The 16,588-nt window shown below is 69.1% G+C and carries 13 protein-coding genes; 6 read left to right on the forward strand and 7 right to left on the reverse strand.

Annotation, left to right across the window (positions count from 1 at the left end; translation table 11 throughout):
• Positions 1-108: 108 nt before the first annotated feature.
• The 6 genes from QSK35_RS37525 to glgX all read right to left on the reverse strand — a co-directional run bounded on the left by QSK35_RS37525 (position 109) and on the right by glgX (position 6,777).
• Positions 109-1,224, reverse strand: coding sequence for a hypothetical protein (locus tag QSK35_RS37525; RefSeq protein WP_285752506.1), 1,116 nt, complete (start codon positions 1,222-1,224; stop codon positions 109-111).
• A gap of 81 nt (positions 1,225-1,305) precedes the next feature.
• Positions 1,306-2,796 (reverse strand): serine hydrolase domain-containing protein, encoded by a 1,491-nt coding sequence (locus QSK35_RS37530; protein WP_285752507.1) that lies wholly within the window; start codon positions 2,794-2,796, stop codon positions 1,306-1,308.
• Positions 2,797-2,852: 56 nt separating this feature from the next.
• Positions 2,853-3,245 carry a rhodanese-like domain-containing protein gene (locus QSK35_RS37535; protein ID WP_285752508.1) on the reverse strand — a complete coding sequence of 131 codons (393 nt, stop codon included), beginning with the start codon at positions 3,243-3,245 and terminating at the stop codon, positions 2,853-2,855.
• Positions 3,242-3,817 (reverse strand): cysteine dioxygenase, encoded by a 576-nt coding sequence (locus tag QSK35_RS37540; protein WP_285752510.1) that lies wholly within the window; start codon positions 3,815-3,817, stop codon positions 3,242-3,244. The genes QSK35_RS37535 and QSK35_RS37540 overlap by 4 nt, the downstream gene beginning before the upstream one ends.
• Before the next feature lie 257 nt (positions 3,818-4,074).
• Entirely contained in the window at positions 4,075-4,554 is a 480-nt protein-coding gene (locus QSK35_RS37545) for a hypothetical protein (protein WP_285752511.1), read from the reverse strand.
• 120 nt (positions 4,555-4,674) lie between these two features.
• Positions 4,675-6,777, reverse strand: a complete 2,103-nt coding sequence (gene glgX / locus QSK35_RS37550; protein WP_285752513.1) for a glycogen debranching protein GlgX — start codon at positions 6,775-6,777, stop codon at positions 4,675-4,677.
• A gap of 125 nt (positions 6,778-6,902) precedes the next feature.
• On the opposite strand from glgX, the gene QSK35_RS37555 reads away from it, so the two are divergent.
• From QSK35_RS37555 to QSK35_RS37580, 6 genes are all read left to right on the forward strand, one after another.
• The gene (locus QSK35_RS37555; RefSeq protein WP_285752698.1) at positions 6,903-7,670 is read left to right on the forward strand and encodes an ABC transporter ATP-binding protein; all 768 of its coding nucleotides are present in this window, start codon (positions 6,903-6,905) and stop codon (positions 7,668-7,670) included.
• A 173-nt stretch (positions 7,671-7,843) separates the two neighbouring features.
• Positions 7,844-8,623: an enoyl-CoA hydratase/isomerase family protein gene (locus QSK35_RS37560; protein ID WP_285752515.1), complete on the forward strand. Its 780-nt coding sequence runs from the start codon at positions 7,844-7,846 to the stop codon at positions 8,621-8,623.
• Positions 8,613-9,578 carry a class I SAM-dependent methyltransferase gene (locus QSK35_RS37565; protein ID WP_285752517.1) on the forward strand — a complete coding sequence of 322 codons (966 nt, stop codon included), beginning with the start codon at positions 8,613-8,615 and terminating at the stop codon, positions 9,576-9,578. The genes QSK35_RS37560 and QSK35_RS37565 overlap by 11 nt, the downstream gene beginning before the upstream one ends.
• Positions 9,579-9,584: 6 nt before the next feature.
• Positions 9,585-10,754, forward strand: coding sequence for a THUMP-like domain-containing protein (locus QSK35_RS37570; protein ID WP_285752518.1), 1,170 nt, complete (start codon positions 9,585-9,587; stop codon positions 10,752-10,754).
• Between the two features lie 127 nt (positions 10,755-10,881).
• Positions 10,882-11,676 (forward strand): response regulator transcription factor, encoded by a 795-nt coding sequence (locus QSK35_RS37575; RefSeq protein ID WP_285752519.1) that lies wholly within the window; start codon positions 10,882-10,884, stop codon positions 11,674-11,676.
• Between the two features lie 68 nt (positions 11,677-11,744).
• A complete protein-coding gene (locus tag QSK35_RS37580) occupies positions 11,745-13,262 on the forward strand; it encodes a peroxidase family protein (protein WP_285752520.1) in 1,518 nt (505 codons plus the stop codon).
• Between the two features lie 62 nt (positions 13,263-13,324).
• Here QSK35_RS37580 and QSK35_RS37585 read toward each other — a convergent pair whose 3' ends face one another.
• The gene (locus QSK35_RS37585) at positions 13,325-16,585 is read right to left on the reverse strand and encodes a GH92 family glycosyl hydrolase (RefSeq protein ID WP_285752521.1); all 3,261 of its coding nucleotides are present in this window, start codon (positions 16,583-16,585) and stop codon (positions 13,325-13,327) included.
• Positions 16,586-16,588 lie beyond the last annotated feature (3 nt).

Raw genomic sequence — 16,588 nt, forward strand, 5'->3', positions numbered from 1 at the left:
GCTGCCGGTTTCGTGCGTGGTGCGTTTCCTGCTCGGGGCTCCGCCCCGGACCCCGGCTCAGCTCAAAGAGGGGCCCACCACCTGGTGGTTGTGTGCGCTGGCGCGCGGTTAGCTGATCGACAGCCTTGCGTTTGTGGTTGCCACGCGCGGTAGCCAGCCTGCCAGGGCGTGCGCTTCCGCCATGATTTCGCGGGCTTTCTTGTTGTTCCCGGCCGCCATGTGCGCTTTCGCGACTGTGGTCAGGTCGTCGGCGCGGTCCACTGCCTGGTGGCTCGACTCCGCAGCGCGGTTGCCCAGTTCGATCGCCGTGTCCGTGTCGCCTTCCAGCAACGCGATCAGGGCCAGCGTGCCGTGTGCGCGGTAGGTGGGATAACCGGCTTCCAGCGCGCCCGTGAGCGTGCTGCGGGCCGTGGCGATGCCGATCTCCGCCGGAAGCTGGCCGGACTCGACCGCCAGCGCGGCCAGCCCAGCCGTCGTCGCCATTACGAATGCGATCTCCCTCGGGGTGAGACCGTCCCTGCCCGCGAGGGTTGTGATCAGGCCCAGTGCCTCGGCGTGGCGGCCGCTGACGGACATCGTCGTGACCTTGAGCCCGATGACCGTCACCAGTTCGGGGTGCGTGGTGGCCAGCTCGTCCGCGATCCGTCCGGCGGTGTCCAAGTCCCCGGCGTTGAACGCCTCGATGGCCCGCGTGACGTGCGGCGCCGCTTCCAGCTCTGCCAGTTCGCGCCCGGCCAGCCGGGGCAGCGCGAAGACGTACCAGCCCGCGGAGGTGTTGCCCGGACGGCGAACGGGGATCAGCTCGTTGAGCAGTGTGGCGGTGGCACCCAGGGCTAGCCCCTTGCCGACGTCGGCGCCGGTGGTGAGCCACAGGGTGCCCGCGGTCGCGGTCGCGATCACCGCCGAGAAGATGCCCGCGCCCACCATTCGGCCGCGCACCGGAGTTCGTTCGCCGGTGATGCCGACCGCGGTGAGGATCGGGATCGAGCGCAGGACTACGCGGCGCCTGGCCGAGGTCCACTCCTTGATCACGCCGCCTACGCCGATGATCACGTGGTTCACCCGGAGTCCGAAGAGGACGGCTCCGATGAACAACCCCAGCTGGAACGCCGCCAGCTCCACCAGCAGTCCGGCCAGCGCGCCGGCGAGACTTGCGAAACCCGGCGCCCACACGAGCGACCCTACGACGACCAGCGCCGCCGACCCCCACCTCACATACCTCACGGCAACGAGACGCTACCGGCCCGCGTCCGGTTCCGTGGTGCGGTTGGGGCCACCTTCACCGGGGTGAAGGTGGCCCGGACTTCACCGGATGGCGGGGACCGTGTCGACCGAGGCCTGGAGGGAGCGCATCAGGTTCGGCACGGTGTCCGGCAGGCGCTTGCCCATGATCTGGGCGGTCTGCTCCCAGCCGTCCAGCACGCGCAGGAAGAACCGGGGTGACTTGCGGGCCAGTTCCATCACGCTGTCCGGCACTGAGGTGAAACCGGCCCACTCCGCCGCCTGCACCTCCTGCAGGAACCTGACCGCCTCCGTGGTGCTCGGGTCGCTGCCGCAGCCGGCGAACGTGCAGCCCTCCGGCGCGCCCGGACCCAGTTGCAGCGCGGCCAGGTTGTCCTCGGGGTTGACGATCAGGCCTACGTCCACCGAGGTCGGTGTGGGCGCGACGTAGTCGCCGGCGGGCTGGCCCGCGGCGTGCATGATCAGCTTGAAGAACTCGTACTCGATGCGGCCCGGCTGGCTGGAGGTCGCGGCCGTCGTCAGGTCGCCCACGTCGGTGCGGCTCGGTGTCCACATCAGACTGCCGGACGAGCGCGTGACCACCATGTGCAGTTTCGGCAGGACGAACACGAACTGGCCGTGGAAACCGGCCGAGAAGTACATGTCCGGGGGTGCGCTGCTGATCATGTGGCCCTCGTTGGTGGCTTCGGCGAAGCCTGAGGCGTTGACCCAGTACGCACCCGAGTTGACCCACGTCAGGTAGCCGTAGGCGGGGTTGGCCTTCGTGCCGGTGTGCAGCTTGCGGAGGTAGCCGCTGGAGATCAGGCGTTTGCCGGCTACGACGCCGTCGTTGGTGAAGAGCTCGCCGAAGCGGCGGAACTGGTCGCCGGGCAGGAACAGGTGCGCCCAGCCCTCGGTGTGGCCCGCGCGGTCGCGCAGCCAGAACCACTTGTCGCGCGGGATGCCCAGTGGGGTGAAGAACTCCCGTTGCGCGAACTCCTGCAGGTCCTCACCGACCGCCTGCTCCACGACGTACGCGAGGACCGTCGGCCCGGTCTGGTCGTAGCGGAAGTACGTGCCGGGCTCGTGGTCGATCGGCAGCGACATGAACTCCGCGATGCGGTCGGGCATCTCCGGGTTGAGCTCGCGGGACCAGTTCATGTGCACGCCGCTGGTCTGGGTCAGCAGGTGCTCGATCGTGATCGCGCGGTGCGCCTCGTCGCCGAGACCGGGCGGCAGGTACTTGCCGATGGGGTCGCTGACCTGCAGCTTCCCCAGCGTGACGGCCCGGCCGGTGAGCAGCGCGGTGACCGTCTTCGTCTGGCTCCAGTTGTTGCCCGCGAGGTCGCCCAGCACCGGGTCGTAGACGCCCTTCCCGACCTGGCAGCCGTCCCGGTACACCTGGACGGTCTCGGACCCGTTGACGCTCAACAGGTTCAGGGCGTGGTCCAGGAGAACGGAATCGAGCCCCGCCTGCGCGGGAGTGCAGACGGGGCTCGAGGTTTCGGCGGTGGCGGCGGTATTGCTCGCGGCGACGAGCGCGGTGAGGGTGATCGCCAGCATCGTGAGCTTCATGGCGGCAGAGTTAAGACGCCGTTCGGCTCACCACCCTGTAGTGCTTTCTCAGCAACTTAGGTGACAGCCTGGGAACCGCCCTCGCGAATCGGCAGACCGGCCGCCCGCCACGCGCGGAAGCCGCCGATGAGGTCGGTCGCCTGCTTCAGCCCGATGCGCTTCAGGTCGCGCGCGGCGAGGCTGGACGAGTACCCCTCGTTGCACACGACGACGACGGGCGTGTCGGCGGTGAAACCGGGCAGCCGCCAGTTGCCGGTCGGGTCGAGCCGCCACTCCAGCACGATCCGCTCGACGATCACGGACCCCTCGATCTCACCCTCGGCGAGCCGGTTGTGGTGCGGCCGGATGTCGACGATCAGGCCGCCCTCGCGGCGCAGTTCGTCCGCTTGTTCGGGGGTGACCCGGTCGATCTCGGCACGGGCATCCTCGAGGAACTCTTCGACGCTCACGGACCCTCCAGGTCAGCCAGAATGCGCAGCTCGGACAACGGTAGGCGCTGCGCGGGCAGCGGGGGGATCTCCGCGGGGATGTCCAGCAGACTGCGGTACTCGCGGGTCGGCACCAGCGGCGGCGAGTAGGCGTGCACGGTCGCCGCGCCGCGCGTGCCGAGGTTGCGCACCTGGTGCGCGCGCCCGGAGCCGAACCCGATCGCGTCGCCGGTGACTCGCGTGACCGTGCGCACCGGGCCCGAGGGGTAGCGGTAGTCCTCGGTGAGCTCGCCGGTGAGGACGGTGAAGCTGCCGGCCGCGCCGCCGTGGTCGTGCGGCTCGGTGCCCTGGCCGGGCAGCCAGCTCAGCAGCCACAGCTCGACGCCCTCGGTGAGCCCGAGGCGTTGCCACCATCGTTGTTCGGGCACGTAGTCGAGGATCTCGAGCAGCGGTGTGGTCAGTTCGGTCGCGACGGTGGCCGTGAGCTCACGCAGCTCACGCGGCGTCCAGAGGTCGCGTTCCGGGTGGATGATGTCGCGCAGGAGCTGGACGTCCAGCGCGGGATGCAGGTCGGCTCCGAGCAAAGTGGTCACGGGTGCGCTCCATGATGGCTACGACTGCTGGGGTAGCGATCGGCGGCGCGAGAAGTCAGCGCCGCGGGCGGCTACACGCGCTCGACGCGACCAGGAGCAGGTCGATCGGGCGGTTGGACCAGAGAAGAGCCACGAGCGCATGGTGGCACGGGTGTGTCCGCCTCGGCCAGCGCTCCCATGGGATGGACACAAACGTTGCGCTGTCCGGTGGATGTGCACCTCAATCGGTGTCTCGATTGGAGAATACGTCTTCGGATTCACCCCACCGCGGTGAATCCGAAGACGTAGTGGTCGTCCTCCCGTTCGATCACCCACAGCCGCACGATGCCCCGGCACCCGGCGGTCCGCGAGATCACCCGGCCGTTGAGCATCGCGACCCGGCTGACCACCACCGGTGGGTCGAACCGCACGTGCGCGTCCTCCGGCCAGGTGCGTTCCACCAACTCCGTCGCGAGCCGTTGCGCCTCCGCCAGTGGGTCAGCTCCCCTCGGGATCATCCACTGGAGCGGCACGGCCTGGATCGTGCTGGTCGCCGGGGACTCCCGTGGTGCGGTCTCCCGCCCGCGGGCGAGCGTCACCACGACCAGACTGATCGTCACGAAGACCAGTGCCACGCCGATCACGGTCTGGTTGTTGACGTGGATGCCGCCGTGGACGGTGCGCGCCTGTGCGGCGACCTCCGCGCTGCCGCTGAGGTCGTTGTGGCAGGCCGGGCCTGCCGCTTCGCGCTCCGCCATCCCGTCCCCTCGATGCCGTTCCACATCCGTGAATACGCCCGGATGCTGAGACCAACGGCAGGGAATCCTGAGACGTTCCTGAGCTGGTCATGAGGTGCCGCAGGGGTGCGGGATCGTGTCTCAGCGCGGCATCCGCAACAGGACAAGCGACCGCGACTCCAGCGTGAGCTTGGCGCCGGGCCGCAGCGGCGTCGGGTCCACGGGCGTGCCGTCGAGCGTGGTCGTGTCGAGGTACGGCTCGAACGCCGAGCCGTACTGCGCGGCGGGCAGCGTGACCACGACCGGCTCGGCCCCGGAGTGCATGAGCAGCAGCCACGAGTGGTCGGAGATCAGCTCACCGTCGCGCGTGCGGGACAGACAGTTCGAGCCGTCGATGAACATCCCGAGGGTGCGGCGGCCCTCGTCGAACCAGTCGGTCTCGGCCATCTCCTCGCCGTCCGGGCGGAACCACACCAGGTCCGGGTTGCCCGACGGCGTGGTGCGGCCCTCGAAGAACTCCGGCTGGCGCAGCGCGGGGGACGTGGCGCGCACGTCGATCACCCGGCGGGCGAACGCGAGCAGTTCGCCGGGATCGCCCCACCGCACCCAGGACACCTCGTCGTCCAGGCAGTACGGGTTGTTGTTGCCGCCCTGCGTGCGCCACATCTCGTCGCCGCCGACGAGCATCGGCGTGCCGGTCGACAGGACCAGCGTCGCCAGCAGGTTGCGGGCCTGGCGGGCCCGCAGCGTCAGCACGGCGGGATCGGTCGTGTCGCCCTCGGCGCCGCAGTTCCAGGAGCGGTTGTCGTCCGTGCCGTCGCGGTTGTCCTCGCCGTTGCCGAGGTTGTGCTTCGTGTTGTACGACACGAGATCGCGCAGCGTGAACCCGTCGTGCGCGGTGATGAAGTTGATCGACTGCCACGGCCGGCGCAGGTCGTCGGCGTAGAGGTCGGAAGACCCGGAGAGGCGGTAGGCGAGGTCGCGCACGCCGGTGTGGCCGCGCCAGTAGTCGCGCACGGTGTCGCGGTACCGGCCGTTCCACTCGGCCCACTGCACCCCGAAGTCGCCTACGCGGTAGCCGTCGCCGGTCGCGTCCCACGGCTCGGCGATCAGCTTGGCGCGGCACAGCACCGGGTCGGTGGTGATGGCCGTGAGCAACGCCGAGTCGCGGTCGAAGAACCCGCCGCGCGGCCGGCCCATCGTGGACGCCAGGTCGAACCGGAAACCGTCCACGCCGAGCTCGGTGACCCAGTACCGCAGCGAGTCCGTCACCAGCCGCACCACCTGCGGCGACCCCGCGTCGAGAGTGTTGCCGCACCCGGTGATGTCGACCGTGCTGCCGCCACCGGCGTGCAGGTAGTAGCCGGGCGCGTCGAACCCGCGGTAGCACAGCGTCGGGCCGTCCGGCCCGCCTTCGCAGGTGTGGTTGTAGACGACGTCGATGATCACCTCGATGCCCGCGGCGTGCAGGGCCGCGACCATCGTGCGGAACTCCTGGATCTCCCGCCCCGGCTCGGAGGCGTACGCCGCGTGCGGCGCGAAGTACCCGAGCGGCGAGTACCCCCAGAAGTTCGACCGGCCGCGCCGCAGCAGCGAAGGCTCGTCCTGGAACGCCTGCACGGGCAGCAGCTCGACCGACGTCACGCCGAGCCGCACCAGGTGCTCAATCACCGCCGGATGCGCCAGCCCGAGGTACGTCCCCCGCAGCCGCGCGGGCACGTCCGGGTGCAGTCGCGTGAACCCGCGCACGTGCAGCTCGTAGATCACCGCCTCTTCGAACGGCACCTCCGGCTTCACCCCGGTGTCCGCCCCGCCCGGCGACGACACGACGGACAACGGCACGCTGCCCAGCGAGTCGGCACTCGACGCCGGCCCGTGCATCGGGTCGCCGACGTACCCGAGCGCCGCGTCGAGGTCCGTCACCTTGCCGGTGATCTGCGTCGCATACGGGTCCACCAGGAGCTTCGCCGGGTTGCACCGCAGCCCGCGCCGCGGGTCGTACGGCCCGTGCACCCGGTACCCGTACCGCTGACCCGGCGTGACGCCGGGCACGAGCCCGTGCCACACCCCGAACGTCCGCTCGGTGAGCTCGATCCGCTTCTCCGACCCGTCGTCCGAGATCAGGCACACCTCGACCGCGTCGGCCACCGACGATGTGACCGCGAACCGCACGCCACCGTCCTCGGCGTGGGCGCCCAGCGGGAACGGGCGGCCTGCGAGGACTTCGGACGGTGAGTCGGCCATACCTCCGATCTTGTCATCCCGCACCGACAATCTGGGCGTTGATAACCCCACTGGACGGTCGGTCGAAGGGCTTCGGAAACAATGGGGCCGTGGCGGACGTCGACGTGACAGATCTGGTCGTGCACATGGCGGGCGTAGCGGTCCGCCGGGGAAAGAACACCCTGGTCGGCAACATCGACTGGGCGGTGGAGCTGGACGAGCGCTGGGTGGTCCTGGGCCCCAACGGCGCGGGCAAGACGACCCTGCTCAGGCTGGCCAGCGCGGAGCTGCACCCGACCAAGGGCAAGGTGCACCTGCTGGGCGAACGCCTGGGCAAGACGGACGTCCAGGAGCTCAAGCCGCGCATCGGCCTGTGCTCGGCCGCTTTGAACGGCCGCATCCCCGGTGACGAGACGGTCGTCGACCTGGTGGTCAGCGCCGGGTACGCGGTGCTCGGCCGCTGGCGCGAGGAGTACGGCAAGCTCGACACGGACCGGGCCAGGGAGCTGCTCGGCTCGCTCGGCATCGCGCACCTCGCCGACCGCACGTTCGGCACCCTGTCCGAAGGCGAGCGCAAGCGCACGCTCATCGCCCGCGCCCTGATGACCGACCCCGAGATGCTGCTGCTCGACGAGCCGGCCGCGGGTCTCGACCTGGGTGGCCGCGAGGACCTCGTCGCCAAGCTGTCGGAGCTGGCCATGGATCCCGACGCGCCCGCGACCGTGCTGGTCACGCACCATGTCGAGGAGATCCCGCCGGGTTACACGCACGCCCTGCTGCTGCGTGAGGGCAGCATCGTCGCGCAGGGCCTGCTGGACGACGTCCTGACCGAGGACAACCTGTCGAAAACCTTCGCCCAGGACCTGGAGCTGACCCGTTCCGGGGACCGATTCTTCGCCCGCCGCCGCCCCTGACCCGCGCGAGTCTTACGTTCCGGACCCCCGTGTCTTACCTTCCCGCACTTTGACGGGGTCGGAACGTAAGACACGAGGGGCCGGACGGTAAGACTCGCGCGCTCCCCGGCCTCGAACGGCCGGGGTTACCGGCGGGTAGTGTGCACGCGGAAGCTCAACGAGGAGGACACGCCGTGGCTGAGTTCGTGAGGCTCGAGGTCGAGGACGGGATCGGCACGATCCGCCTGGATCGCCCCCCGATGAACGCCCTGAACCGCCAGGTGCAGACCGAGCTCGCGGCCGCCGCCAAGGAGGCGACCGACCGTGCCGACGTGTACGCGGTGATCGTCTACGGCGGCGAGAAGGTGTTCGCGGCCGGCGCCGACGTCAAGGAGTTCGCGACCATCTCGCACGCCGAGATGACCTTGCGGGCCAAGGGACTCAGCGACGCGCTGGGTGCCCTCGCGAACGTGCCGAAGCCGACGGTCGCGGCCATCACCGGCTACGCGCTGGGCGGCGGGTTCGAGGTCGCGCTCGGCTGTGACCGGCGGATCGCGGGCGACAACGCCAAGCTGGGCCAGCCCGAGATGCTGCTGGGCCTGATCCCGGGCGGTGGCGGCACGCAGCGGCTCGCCCGGCTGATCGGCCCGTCGAAGACCAAGGACCTGATCTACACCGGCCGGTTCGTCACCGCCGAGGAAGCCCTCAAGATCGGCATGATCGACGAGGTCGTGGCGCCGGACGACGTGTATGAGGCCGCGAAGCGGTGGGCCAAGCAGTTCGTCAACGGCCCGGTGCTCGCGCTGGCCGCCGCCAAGGCCGCCATCGACGGCGGGCTGGACACGGACCTCGAGAGCGGTCTGAAGCTGGAGAGTCACCTGTTCGCGATGCTCTTCGCCACCGAGGACAAGAAGTCCGGTGTCGAGTCGTTCATCGCCAACGGTCCCGGAAAGGCCAAGTTCAGTGGCAACTGACCCCGCACCTCACCCGCACGCCAGCGCCGAGGAAGTCGAAGCGGCGTACAAGGACCCCAAGCTCGCCAACGTGCTGTACCACGACTGGGAAGCCGGCACGTACGACGAGAAGTGGTCGATCTCCTACGACGACCGCTGCATCACGTACGCGGTGGACCGCTTCAAGGCCGTCGCGGGCGACACCGGCCCGTACGAGCACGCGCTGGAACTGGGCTGCGGCACGGGTTTCTTCCTGCTGAACCTGATGCAGGGTGACGTGATCAAGAAGGGCAGCGTCACCGACCTCTCGCCCGGCATGGTCGAGGTCGCACTGCGCAACGCCCAGCACCTCGGCCTGGACGTCGACGGCCGGGTCGCGGACGCCGAGCGGATCCCGTACGACGACAACACCTTCGACCTCGTCGTCGGGCACGCCGTGCTGCACCACATCCCGGACGTCGAGGCGGCGATGCGCGAGGTGCAGCGGGTGCTCAAGCCGGGCGGCAAGTTCGTGTTCGCGGGCGACCCGACGAACATCGGCAACTTCTACGCGCGCAAGCTCGGCCAGGCGACCTGGTGGCTGACCACCAACGTCACCAAGGCCATCCCGGCGCTCAACGACTGGCGCCGCCCGCAGGAGGAGCTCGACGAGTCGTCCCGCGCCGCCGCGCTGGAGGCCGTCGTCGACCTGCACACGTTCGATCCGGGTGACCTGGAGAAGACGGCCCGCAGGGCGGGCGCGGTCGAGGTCAGGGCCGTCACCGACGAGCTCACCGCCGCGCTGTTCGGCTGGCCGGTGCGCACGTTCGAGGCCGCGGTGCCGCGCGAGAAGCTCGGCTTCAGCTGGGCGATGTTCGCCTACCGCACGTGGCAGAACCTGTCCTGGGTGGACCAGAACGTGTTCGCCAAGGTGCTGCCGCGCGAGGTCTTCTACAACGTCTCGGTGACGGGCAAGAAGCCTGCCAAGAGGGACTAACACAGCGTGGGCTACAGCTTCACTTTGGACGACGTGGCGTACCTGCGCTCCGAAGCCGGGTGCGCCGCGTTGTCCGAGGTCGCCGCGCTGCCGCTGACCCCGCGGACGCGGCTGCACGACATCGAACGGGCGCGGAAGATCACCGACCGGTTCGCCGCGGTCGTCGAGACCGTGCTGCTGCGCCGCAAAGCCGAGTCCAAAGTGGACAGCGCGGGCGACTGGCTGTTCACCGACGACGCCCTCCAGCAGGCGACGGCGACGCCGGTGGCGAAACACCGCGCGCGACGGTTCGCCGGACGCGACGTGCACGACGTGACGTGCTCGATCGGCGCGGACCTGAAACAGCTCGGCGAGGTCGCGAACCGCTGCATCGGTTCGGACCTCGATCCCGTCCGATTGGCCATGGCGCGCAACAACTGTGATCTGCCGCTGGTGCGGGCGGACGCACTGCGGCCGGTCACGAGGGGCACGGCCGTCACGGCGGACCCCGCGCGCCGCGACTCGGCGGGCCGCCGCACGTGGCACCCAGCGGACTTCGTGCCGCCGTTGGACGAACTGGCTGACACGTATCAGAACTCCGATCTCGCGGTGAAGTGCGCGCCGGGCATCGACTTCGCCGTCGCGCCCTGGGCGGACGAGATCGAGCTCGTGTCGCTCGACGGGCAGGTCCGCGAGGCGTGCCTGTGGACGAGAGGCCTTGCGACACAAGGGGTTTCGCGCCGCGCGACCGTCTTGCACGGACAGCGCGAGTGGACGATCACCGACGCCGAACCGGACGACTGCCCGGTGCGCGAGCCCGGTCAGTGGATCATCGACCCGGACGGTGCGGTCGTGCGCGCGGGCCTAGTACGGCACTACGCGGCGCGCCACGGGCTGTGGCAGCTCGACGAACGCATCGCCTATCTCACCGGCGACGCGCCGCCGCCGGGCATCCGCGCCTTCAAGGTCGTCGAGCACGGCCACTACGCGGAGAAGGCTCTGCGCGCGCTGCTGCGGAAGCACGACGTCGGCCGCCTCGAGATTCTGGTGCGTGGGCTCGACGTCGACCCCAACACGCTGCGCAAACGTCTCAAGCTCGCCGGCTCGGACGAAGCGACCGTGGTGCTGACCCGCATCGGACACCGGCCAACCGCCTTCCTGTGCGAAGCCGTACGAGTGCATGAGAGCGCTCTCTGACCCCGGAATACTACGTAGTGGATACGCGCTGGCACCAGGCGTAATCTTCGAGCCAGCCCCCAGTGCCGCCGCCTCGCTGTGAGCAAGAGGCGCCATGCCCAAATGCATGCGGTCAACGAGGATCGCAGTGCTGTGTTGGGACCGTTTGACGGGCGACGCGATCGCCAGCTGGCTCGACGCGTTGCCCGGCTGGCTCGTCGTGGGCTCGACCGTCACCGTCGACGACCTGATCCTGCTGTGCCGTCTGCGTCCACCGGATGTCGCGCTGTGCCAGCTCGAACCGGTCGAGGTCGGCCTGCCGCGGTTGCTCAGCCGCAAGCTCCCCGAGCTGCACGTGATCGCGCTGAGCCCGGCGTCGCGCGACGAGGACGTGGTGCGGCTGCGCGAAGCCGGTGCGCACCAGGTGGTCTGTCTGCGCGGTGGCCTGGCTTCGTTGCGCGGCGCGCTGGACCGCGCGTGGTGCGGGCGGGCGCCCCGGTCGGCTTCCGGCGCCCTGACCGATCGCGAACTGGAGGTGCTGGCACTGGTGTGCGCGGGCCTCACCGCGTCGCAACTCGGCGAAACACTGCGGCTCAGCCCGCACACGGTCGTCAACTACAAGCGCCGGATCTTCGGCAAGCTGGGCGTGCAGAGCCGCGCGCAGGCCGCCGCCGAGGTCGCGCGGCTCGGGCTGGTGCGGCCGAACGGCCGGGTCGTGGGAGCGCGGACAAGCCCGGACGGACTACCGGAACTGACGCATCGCGACGCGGACATCCTCGAATCCATCGCTCGCGGCGACTCCGTCCGGCAGACCGCGCAAGCGCTTGGTATAGCGGTGAAAACGGTTGAGGCCGAACAAAGACAGCTCTTCTTCAAGCTGCGCGTGCACAATCGCGCGCAGGCGCTGGCCGAGGCGCGTCGGCTCGGACTCGTGGACACCTAAGAGTTTCGTGTCCCCCTAGGACTTCTTCGTCCGTGCCGGACCGGTCATTGGTCTGAACAATCCCGGCCATGGGACATCTGAATAGGAGGAATTTCCTGGGCGGCGTCGGCGCTGGTGCCATCGCGCTGCACGCCACTCCAGCCGTAGCGGATCCGCCGGCCGCTCCGACCTCGCCGCGGTTCTTCGGCCGGATGTTCAAGCTCGCCCCGTTCGCCGACAACACCCCGCGCGTGCAGGAGGCACTGCGGGCGATGGGCGCGCCGGGTGGGCTGCTGGACGCGAAGGATCCGTTGCACGAAGGGCCGATCCGGCTCATCACCAACCCCGAACTGAGCCCGAACAACCGGGACAACCCGTTCCACACCGCGGGCACGACGTTCCTCGGCCAGTTCATCGACCACGACTTCACGTTCGACATGCACTCGAAGCTGGCCGTGCCCGCCACGCCCGAGCAGTCGCCGAACACGAGAAACCCCACCCTGTCACTGGATTCCGTGTACGGCGCCGGCCCCATCGGAAGTCCGCAGCTGTACGAAACGAGCGACCGCGCCAAGTTGCGCGTGGAGAGCGGCGGCGCGTTCGAGGACGTGCCGCGCCGGTCCGACGGCGTCGCGATCATCGCCGATCCGCGCAACGATGAGAACATGATCATCTCGGGGCTGCAGGCCGCGTTCATCAAGTTCCACAACAACGTCGTGGACCGGCTGCGGTCGCAGGCCGTGCCGAACGACCGCGTGTTCGCCGAGGCGCAACGGCTCGTCGTGTGGCACTACCAGTGGATCGTGCGGCACGAGTTCATGCCGCAGGTGGTCGGCCACGGCATCACCGAGGACATCTTCGCCAACGGCCGGAGGTTCTTCAAACCCCGGCCAGGACAGCACTTCATGCCCGTCGAGTTCCAGGGCGCGTGCTACCGGTTCGGGCACAGCATGGTGCGTCCCTCCTACCGGGCGAACCTCAAGGGCGATGCGAACGGCCAGCCGTTCTTCGGGTTCATCTTCGACCCGGCGGGCGAGGGCCAGGCCGACCCGGTCGACCTGCGCGGCGGACGGAGGGCGCGCAGGCGGTTCATCGGGTGGCAGACGTTCTTCGACTTCGGCGACGGCCAGGTGAAGCCGAACAAGCGGATCGACACGAAGATCTCCACGCCGCTGTTCAAGCTGCCGCTCGGCGCGATCGCGGACGGCAGCCCGCCGACCGCGTTGCCGCAGCGGAACCTGTTGCGGCACTTGACGTGGTCGCTGCCGTCGGGTCAGTCGATCGCCAAGGCGATGGGGATTCCCGTGCTCACCGCGGACATCTTCCCCGAGCTGAAGCAGTTCGGCGTCGGCCTCGACGCCAGCACTCCGCTTTGGTACTACACGTTGAAGGAAGCCGAGTTCCTCGGCGACGGCATCTCGCTGGCCGGCATGGGCGCCCGGCTGGTCGGTGAGGTCTTCGCCGGCATGCTGCAGCTGGACCCTGACTCGTACCTCTCCCAGAACCCGAACTGGAAACCGACCCTGCCCAGCCGCACCCCCGGCACCTTCAAGATGGTCGACCTCCTCACGTTCGCCAAGGTCGACCCCACCAGCCGCGGCCAGTAAGACCGTTAAGGCCACCTTCACTGCGTTGAGCGCAGTGAAGGTGGCCTTAACGGCACACCGTGCTAGGCGGTGGCTACCGCGAAGACGTGCAGGTCCTCGTCGGTGGGCAGCGTGATGCTCTTGAGCTGCTTGCCGTCGGGGACGACGAACGTCTTCGTGGCGAAGATGTGCGTCGCCACCTTCTCGTTGCCGCCGCCGGACTCGTTGCGGTACGGCGTGTTCGCGATGATCACGTTGCCGTACGACGGGGCCTGCCCGCCGCCGCCGAGCGTCCAGTCGCTGAACCCGATGTCGACGGTCGCCGTGGTGCCGTCGGTGAACGTCACCGTGGCCGTCTTCGTGCGGGCACCGTTCGTGGCCGCACCGATGAACGACAGCTTCGTGCCGGTCAGGGCGAGCACCTGACCGTTGGCGGTCGCGTTGTCGGGCCGGCCCGCGGGCGAGTTCGGCCACGCGAACGACAGGCCGTCCACCGTCGACGTCTCACCCGGCTTCAGGCCGGCCGCGGCGAGCGCCTGCTTCGAGTAGCTGTAGCCGCCGCCGTCGAAGTCCGCGTCACCGGTCTCGTCGTCGGAGATGCCGACGTTGTTGACCGCCGCGAGGAGGCTGCCCACGGGAGCGACCTTGACGACCCACGGGATCACGACGGGCTTCGCGCCCTCGACGTTCACCGTCACGGTCACCGGGTAGAAGCCCTGTGCCGTCCCGGCGGACGCGGTGATCGTGATGTCCGACGGCACCGGCCCGGTCGCCGGGCTGAACGTCAGCGCCTCCGGCCCGGAGATCGTGTACGTGGCCTTCGGGTCACCGTCGTACAGCTTGGTCTTCGTGATCTTCGCGGTCAGCGACGACCCCGGCGCGACCGACGGGCTGTTCGGCTGCACCTCCAGGAAGTACGGCTGGTCGTGCTTGATCGGCTGCTCGCCCTCGCGGAACGACGGCGGCGCGTCCGACGCCCCCGCGCCCCACGACTTGTTCGGCGTGGTCCCGAGCGCGAAGTCCAGCCTGCCGCCGTTCTCCACAAAGGACTCCGGCAGCCAGGTCTTCGTCGTGGCGCGGCCGTTGACCTTCAACGACTGCACGTACTTCGCGTTCGCCGACGCCTGCGGCGCGTTGATGACGATGTCCTTGCCGCGCCCGCGGTTGACCTTCACCGACGTGAACAGCGGGCTGCCGACCACCAGCTCGGCGCGCGCGGGCACCTGCGGGTACAGGCCGATCGCGGCGAACACGAACCACGACGACATGGCGCCGAGGTCGTCGTTGCCGGGGATGCCGCCGGACTGCGTGTTCCACAACGTGTTGACGACCTCGCGCACGGTCTCCTGCGCCTTGTACGGCTGGCCGGTGTAGTTGTAGATCCACGGCACGTTCAGCGACGGCTCGTTGTCCAGTTCGGACTTCTCGCCGCCCTTCTTCGACAACGCCCAGCTGCCGTCGGCGTTGTGGAAGAAGTCGTCCAGCCGCTTGTTCACCCGTTCCGGGCCGCCCATCTCCGCGACGAGCCCGGCGATGTTGTGCGGCACCATCCAGGTGTACTGCGCGCTGCTGCCCTCGACGAACCCGTTACCGGTGCCGGGCGTGAAGTTCGGCGCCCACGTGCCGTCGGCGTTGCGGTTGCGGATGTAGCCACCCGTCGAGTGCGCGACCGGGTCGTAGTTGTTCTGCCACCACTGGGCCCGCTCCTGGAACTCCTTGGCGGTCCTGCGATCGCCGGTCCGTGCGGCGAGCTGGCTGATCGCGAAGTCGGCGCCGGACATCTCCAGCGTCTCCGCCGCGCCGCCCCACGCGTTGGAGATCGACGGCATGTAGTGCAGCTTCAGGTACTTGTCGAGCGACGGCCGCTGCCCGACGGACATGACCGCCCAGCCGTCCTTGCTGAGGTCGAGCTTGGTCGGGTTCTTGGCCGCCTTCACCAGTGACTGCAACGAGGTCCGCACGTCGAACCGGTCGCCGCCGAACGCGAGGATGCCCGCAAGCGATTGCGTGGACGGGTCGCCGTTCATCACGTGCGTGGTGCCGCTGTTGTGCGTCCAGCGGTCCCACACGCCCTCGTTCTGCTCGGCCTGGTTCAGCAGCGACTGCGCGATGTCCGAGCCGATCTCCGGTTCGAGCAGCGTCACGAGCTGCAGCTGCGAGCGGTACACGTCCCAGCCGGAGAACGTGCCGTACTGCGCCTTCTGCCGATACCTGTTGATCCGGTGGACCTTGCCGTCCATGCCCCAGTACTGGCCGTTGACGTCGCTGAACAGGTTCGGGTGCAGCAACGCGTGGTACAGCGCGGTGTAGAACTTGGTGCGCTCGTCATCGGAGCCGCCGCCGACCTCGATGCGCCTGAGCTGCTTCTGCCACGCGATGTAGGCGTTGTCGCGCAGGTCCTCGAACGCCTTGCCGGTGTTCTCCGCCTTGAGATTGGCTTTGGCGTTCTCCTGGCTCACATAGGAGATGCCGACCCGCATCCCGACCTTTGAGCCGGGCGCGAAGCCGAGGTACGCGCCGGATCCCTTGCCCAGCACGGGCCAGCCGTTGGTGCCGTAGGTCGTGCCGCCCTTCGACGACGTGCCACCGGGGGTGACAACGTTGTCCTCGTACGTGCCGACCTCGGTGAACGGCTGGTCGAACTCCGCCACGAAGTGCAGCGTGTAGTAGGACTTGCGGCCGACCTGGTTGATGTAGCCGCAGAAGTTGCCGGCGGTGACGCTGCCGCTCACGGTGCGGTTCGCCTGGTCGATCGTCGTCTGCGCGTCGCTCGACCCGACCTGCGACTTGGACGTGTTGATCAGCACGGTGGCCGGCTTGTCCGCGGGGAACGTGAACCTGCCCGCACCGGTGCGTTCGGTGGCGGTGAGCTCGACTTGGGCGCCGGACTTGAGCTTCACGTCGTAACGGCCGGGCTTGCCGACCTCGTCGGCGTGGGCGAAGTCGCTGGCGTAGACCTCGTCCTTCGCGTCGGTGGTCGGCGACGTGGTGACCGTGCCGACGTGCGGGAAGATCGGGATGTCGCCGGATCCGCCCGCACAGCCCGTGCCGGACATGTGCGTGAGGCTGAAGCCCCTCGTGCGGGTGGCGTCGTACCGATACCCGCCGGGTGCCGCGGCGCGCAGGGTGTTGCCGCGGGTGCCTTCGGGGCTGAACGAGAACATGCCGAACGGCAGGACCGCGCCGGGGAAGACGTTGCCCAGGTTCGTGGTCCCGATGAACGGGTTGACGTGTGCCGCGGGATCCGGCACCACCTGGACCTGCGGTTGCGCCATGGCAGGGACCGCGCCGCTCAACGCGAGCGCGGCTGTCACAGTTGTGATCAGGACGCTTCTTCGCTGCATGGC

The organism is Lentzea sp. NBRC 105346, from assembly GCF_030269605.1.
GTDB lineage: Bacteria > Actinomycetota > Actinomycetes > Mycobacteriales > Pseudonocardiaceae > Lentzea.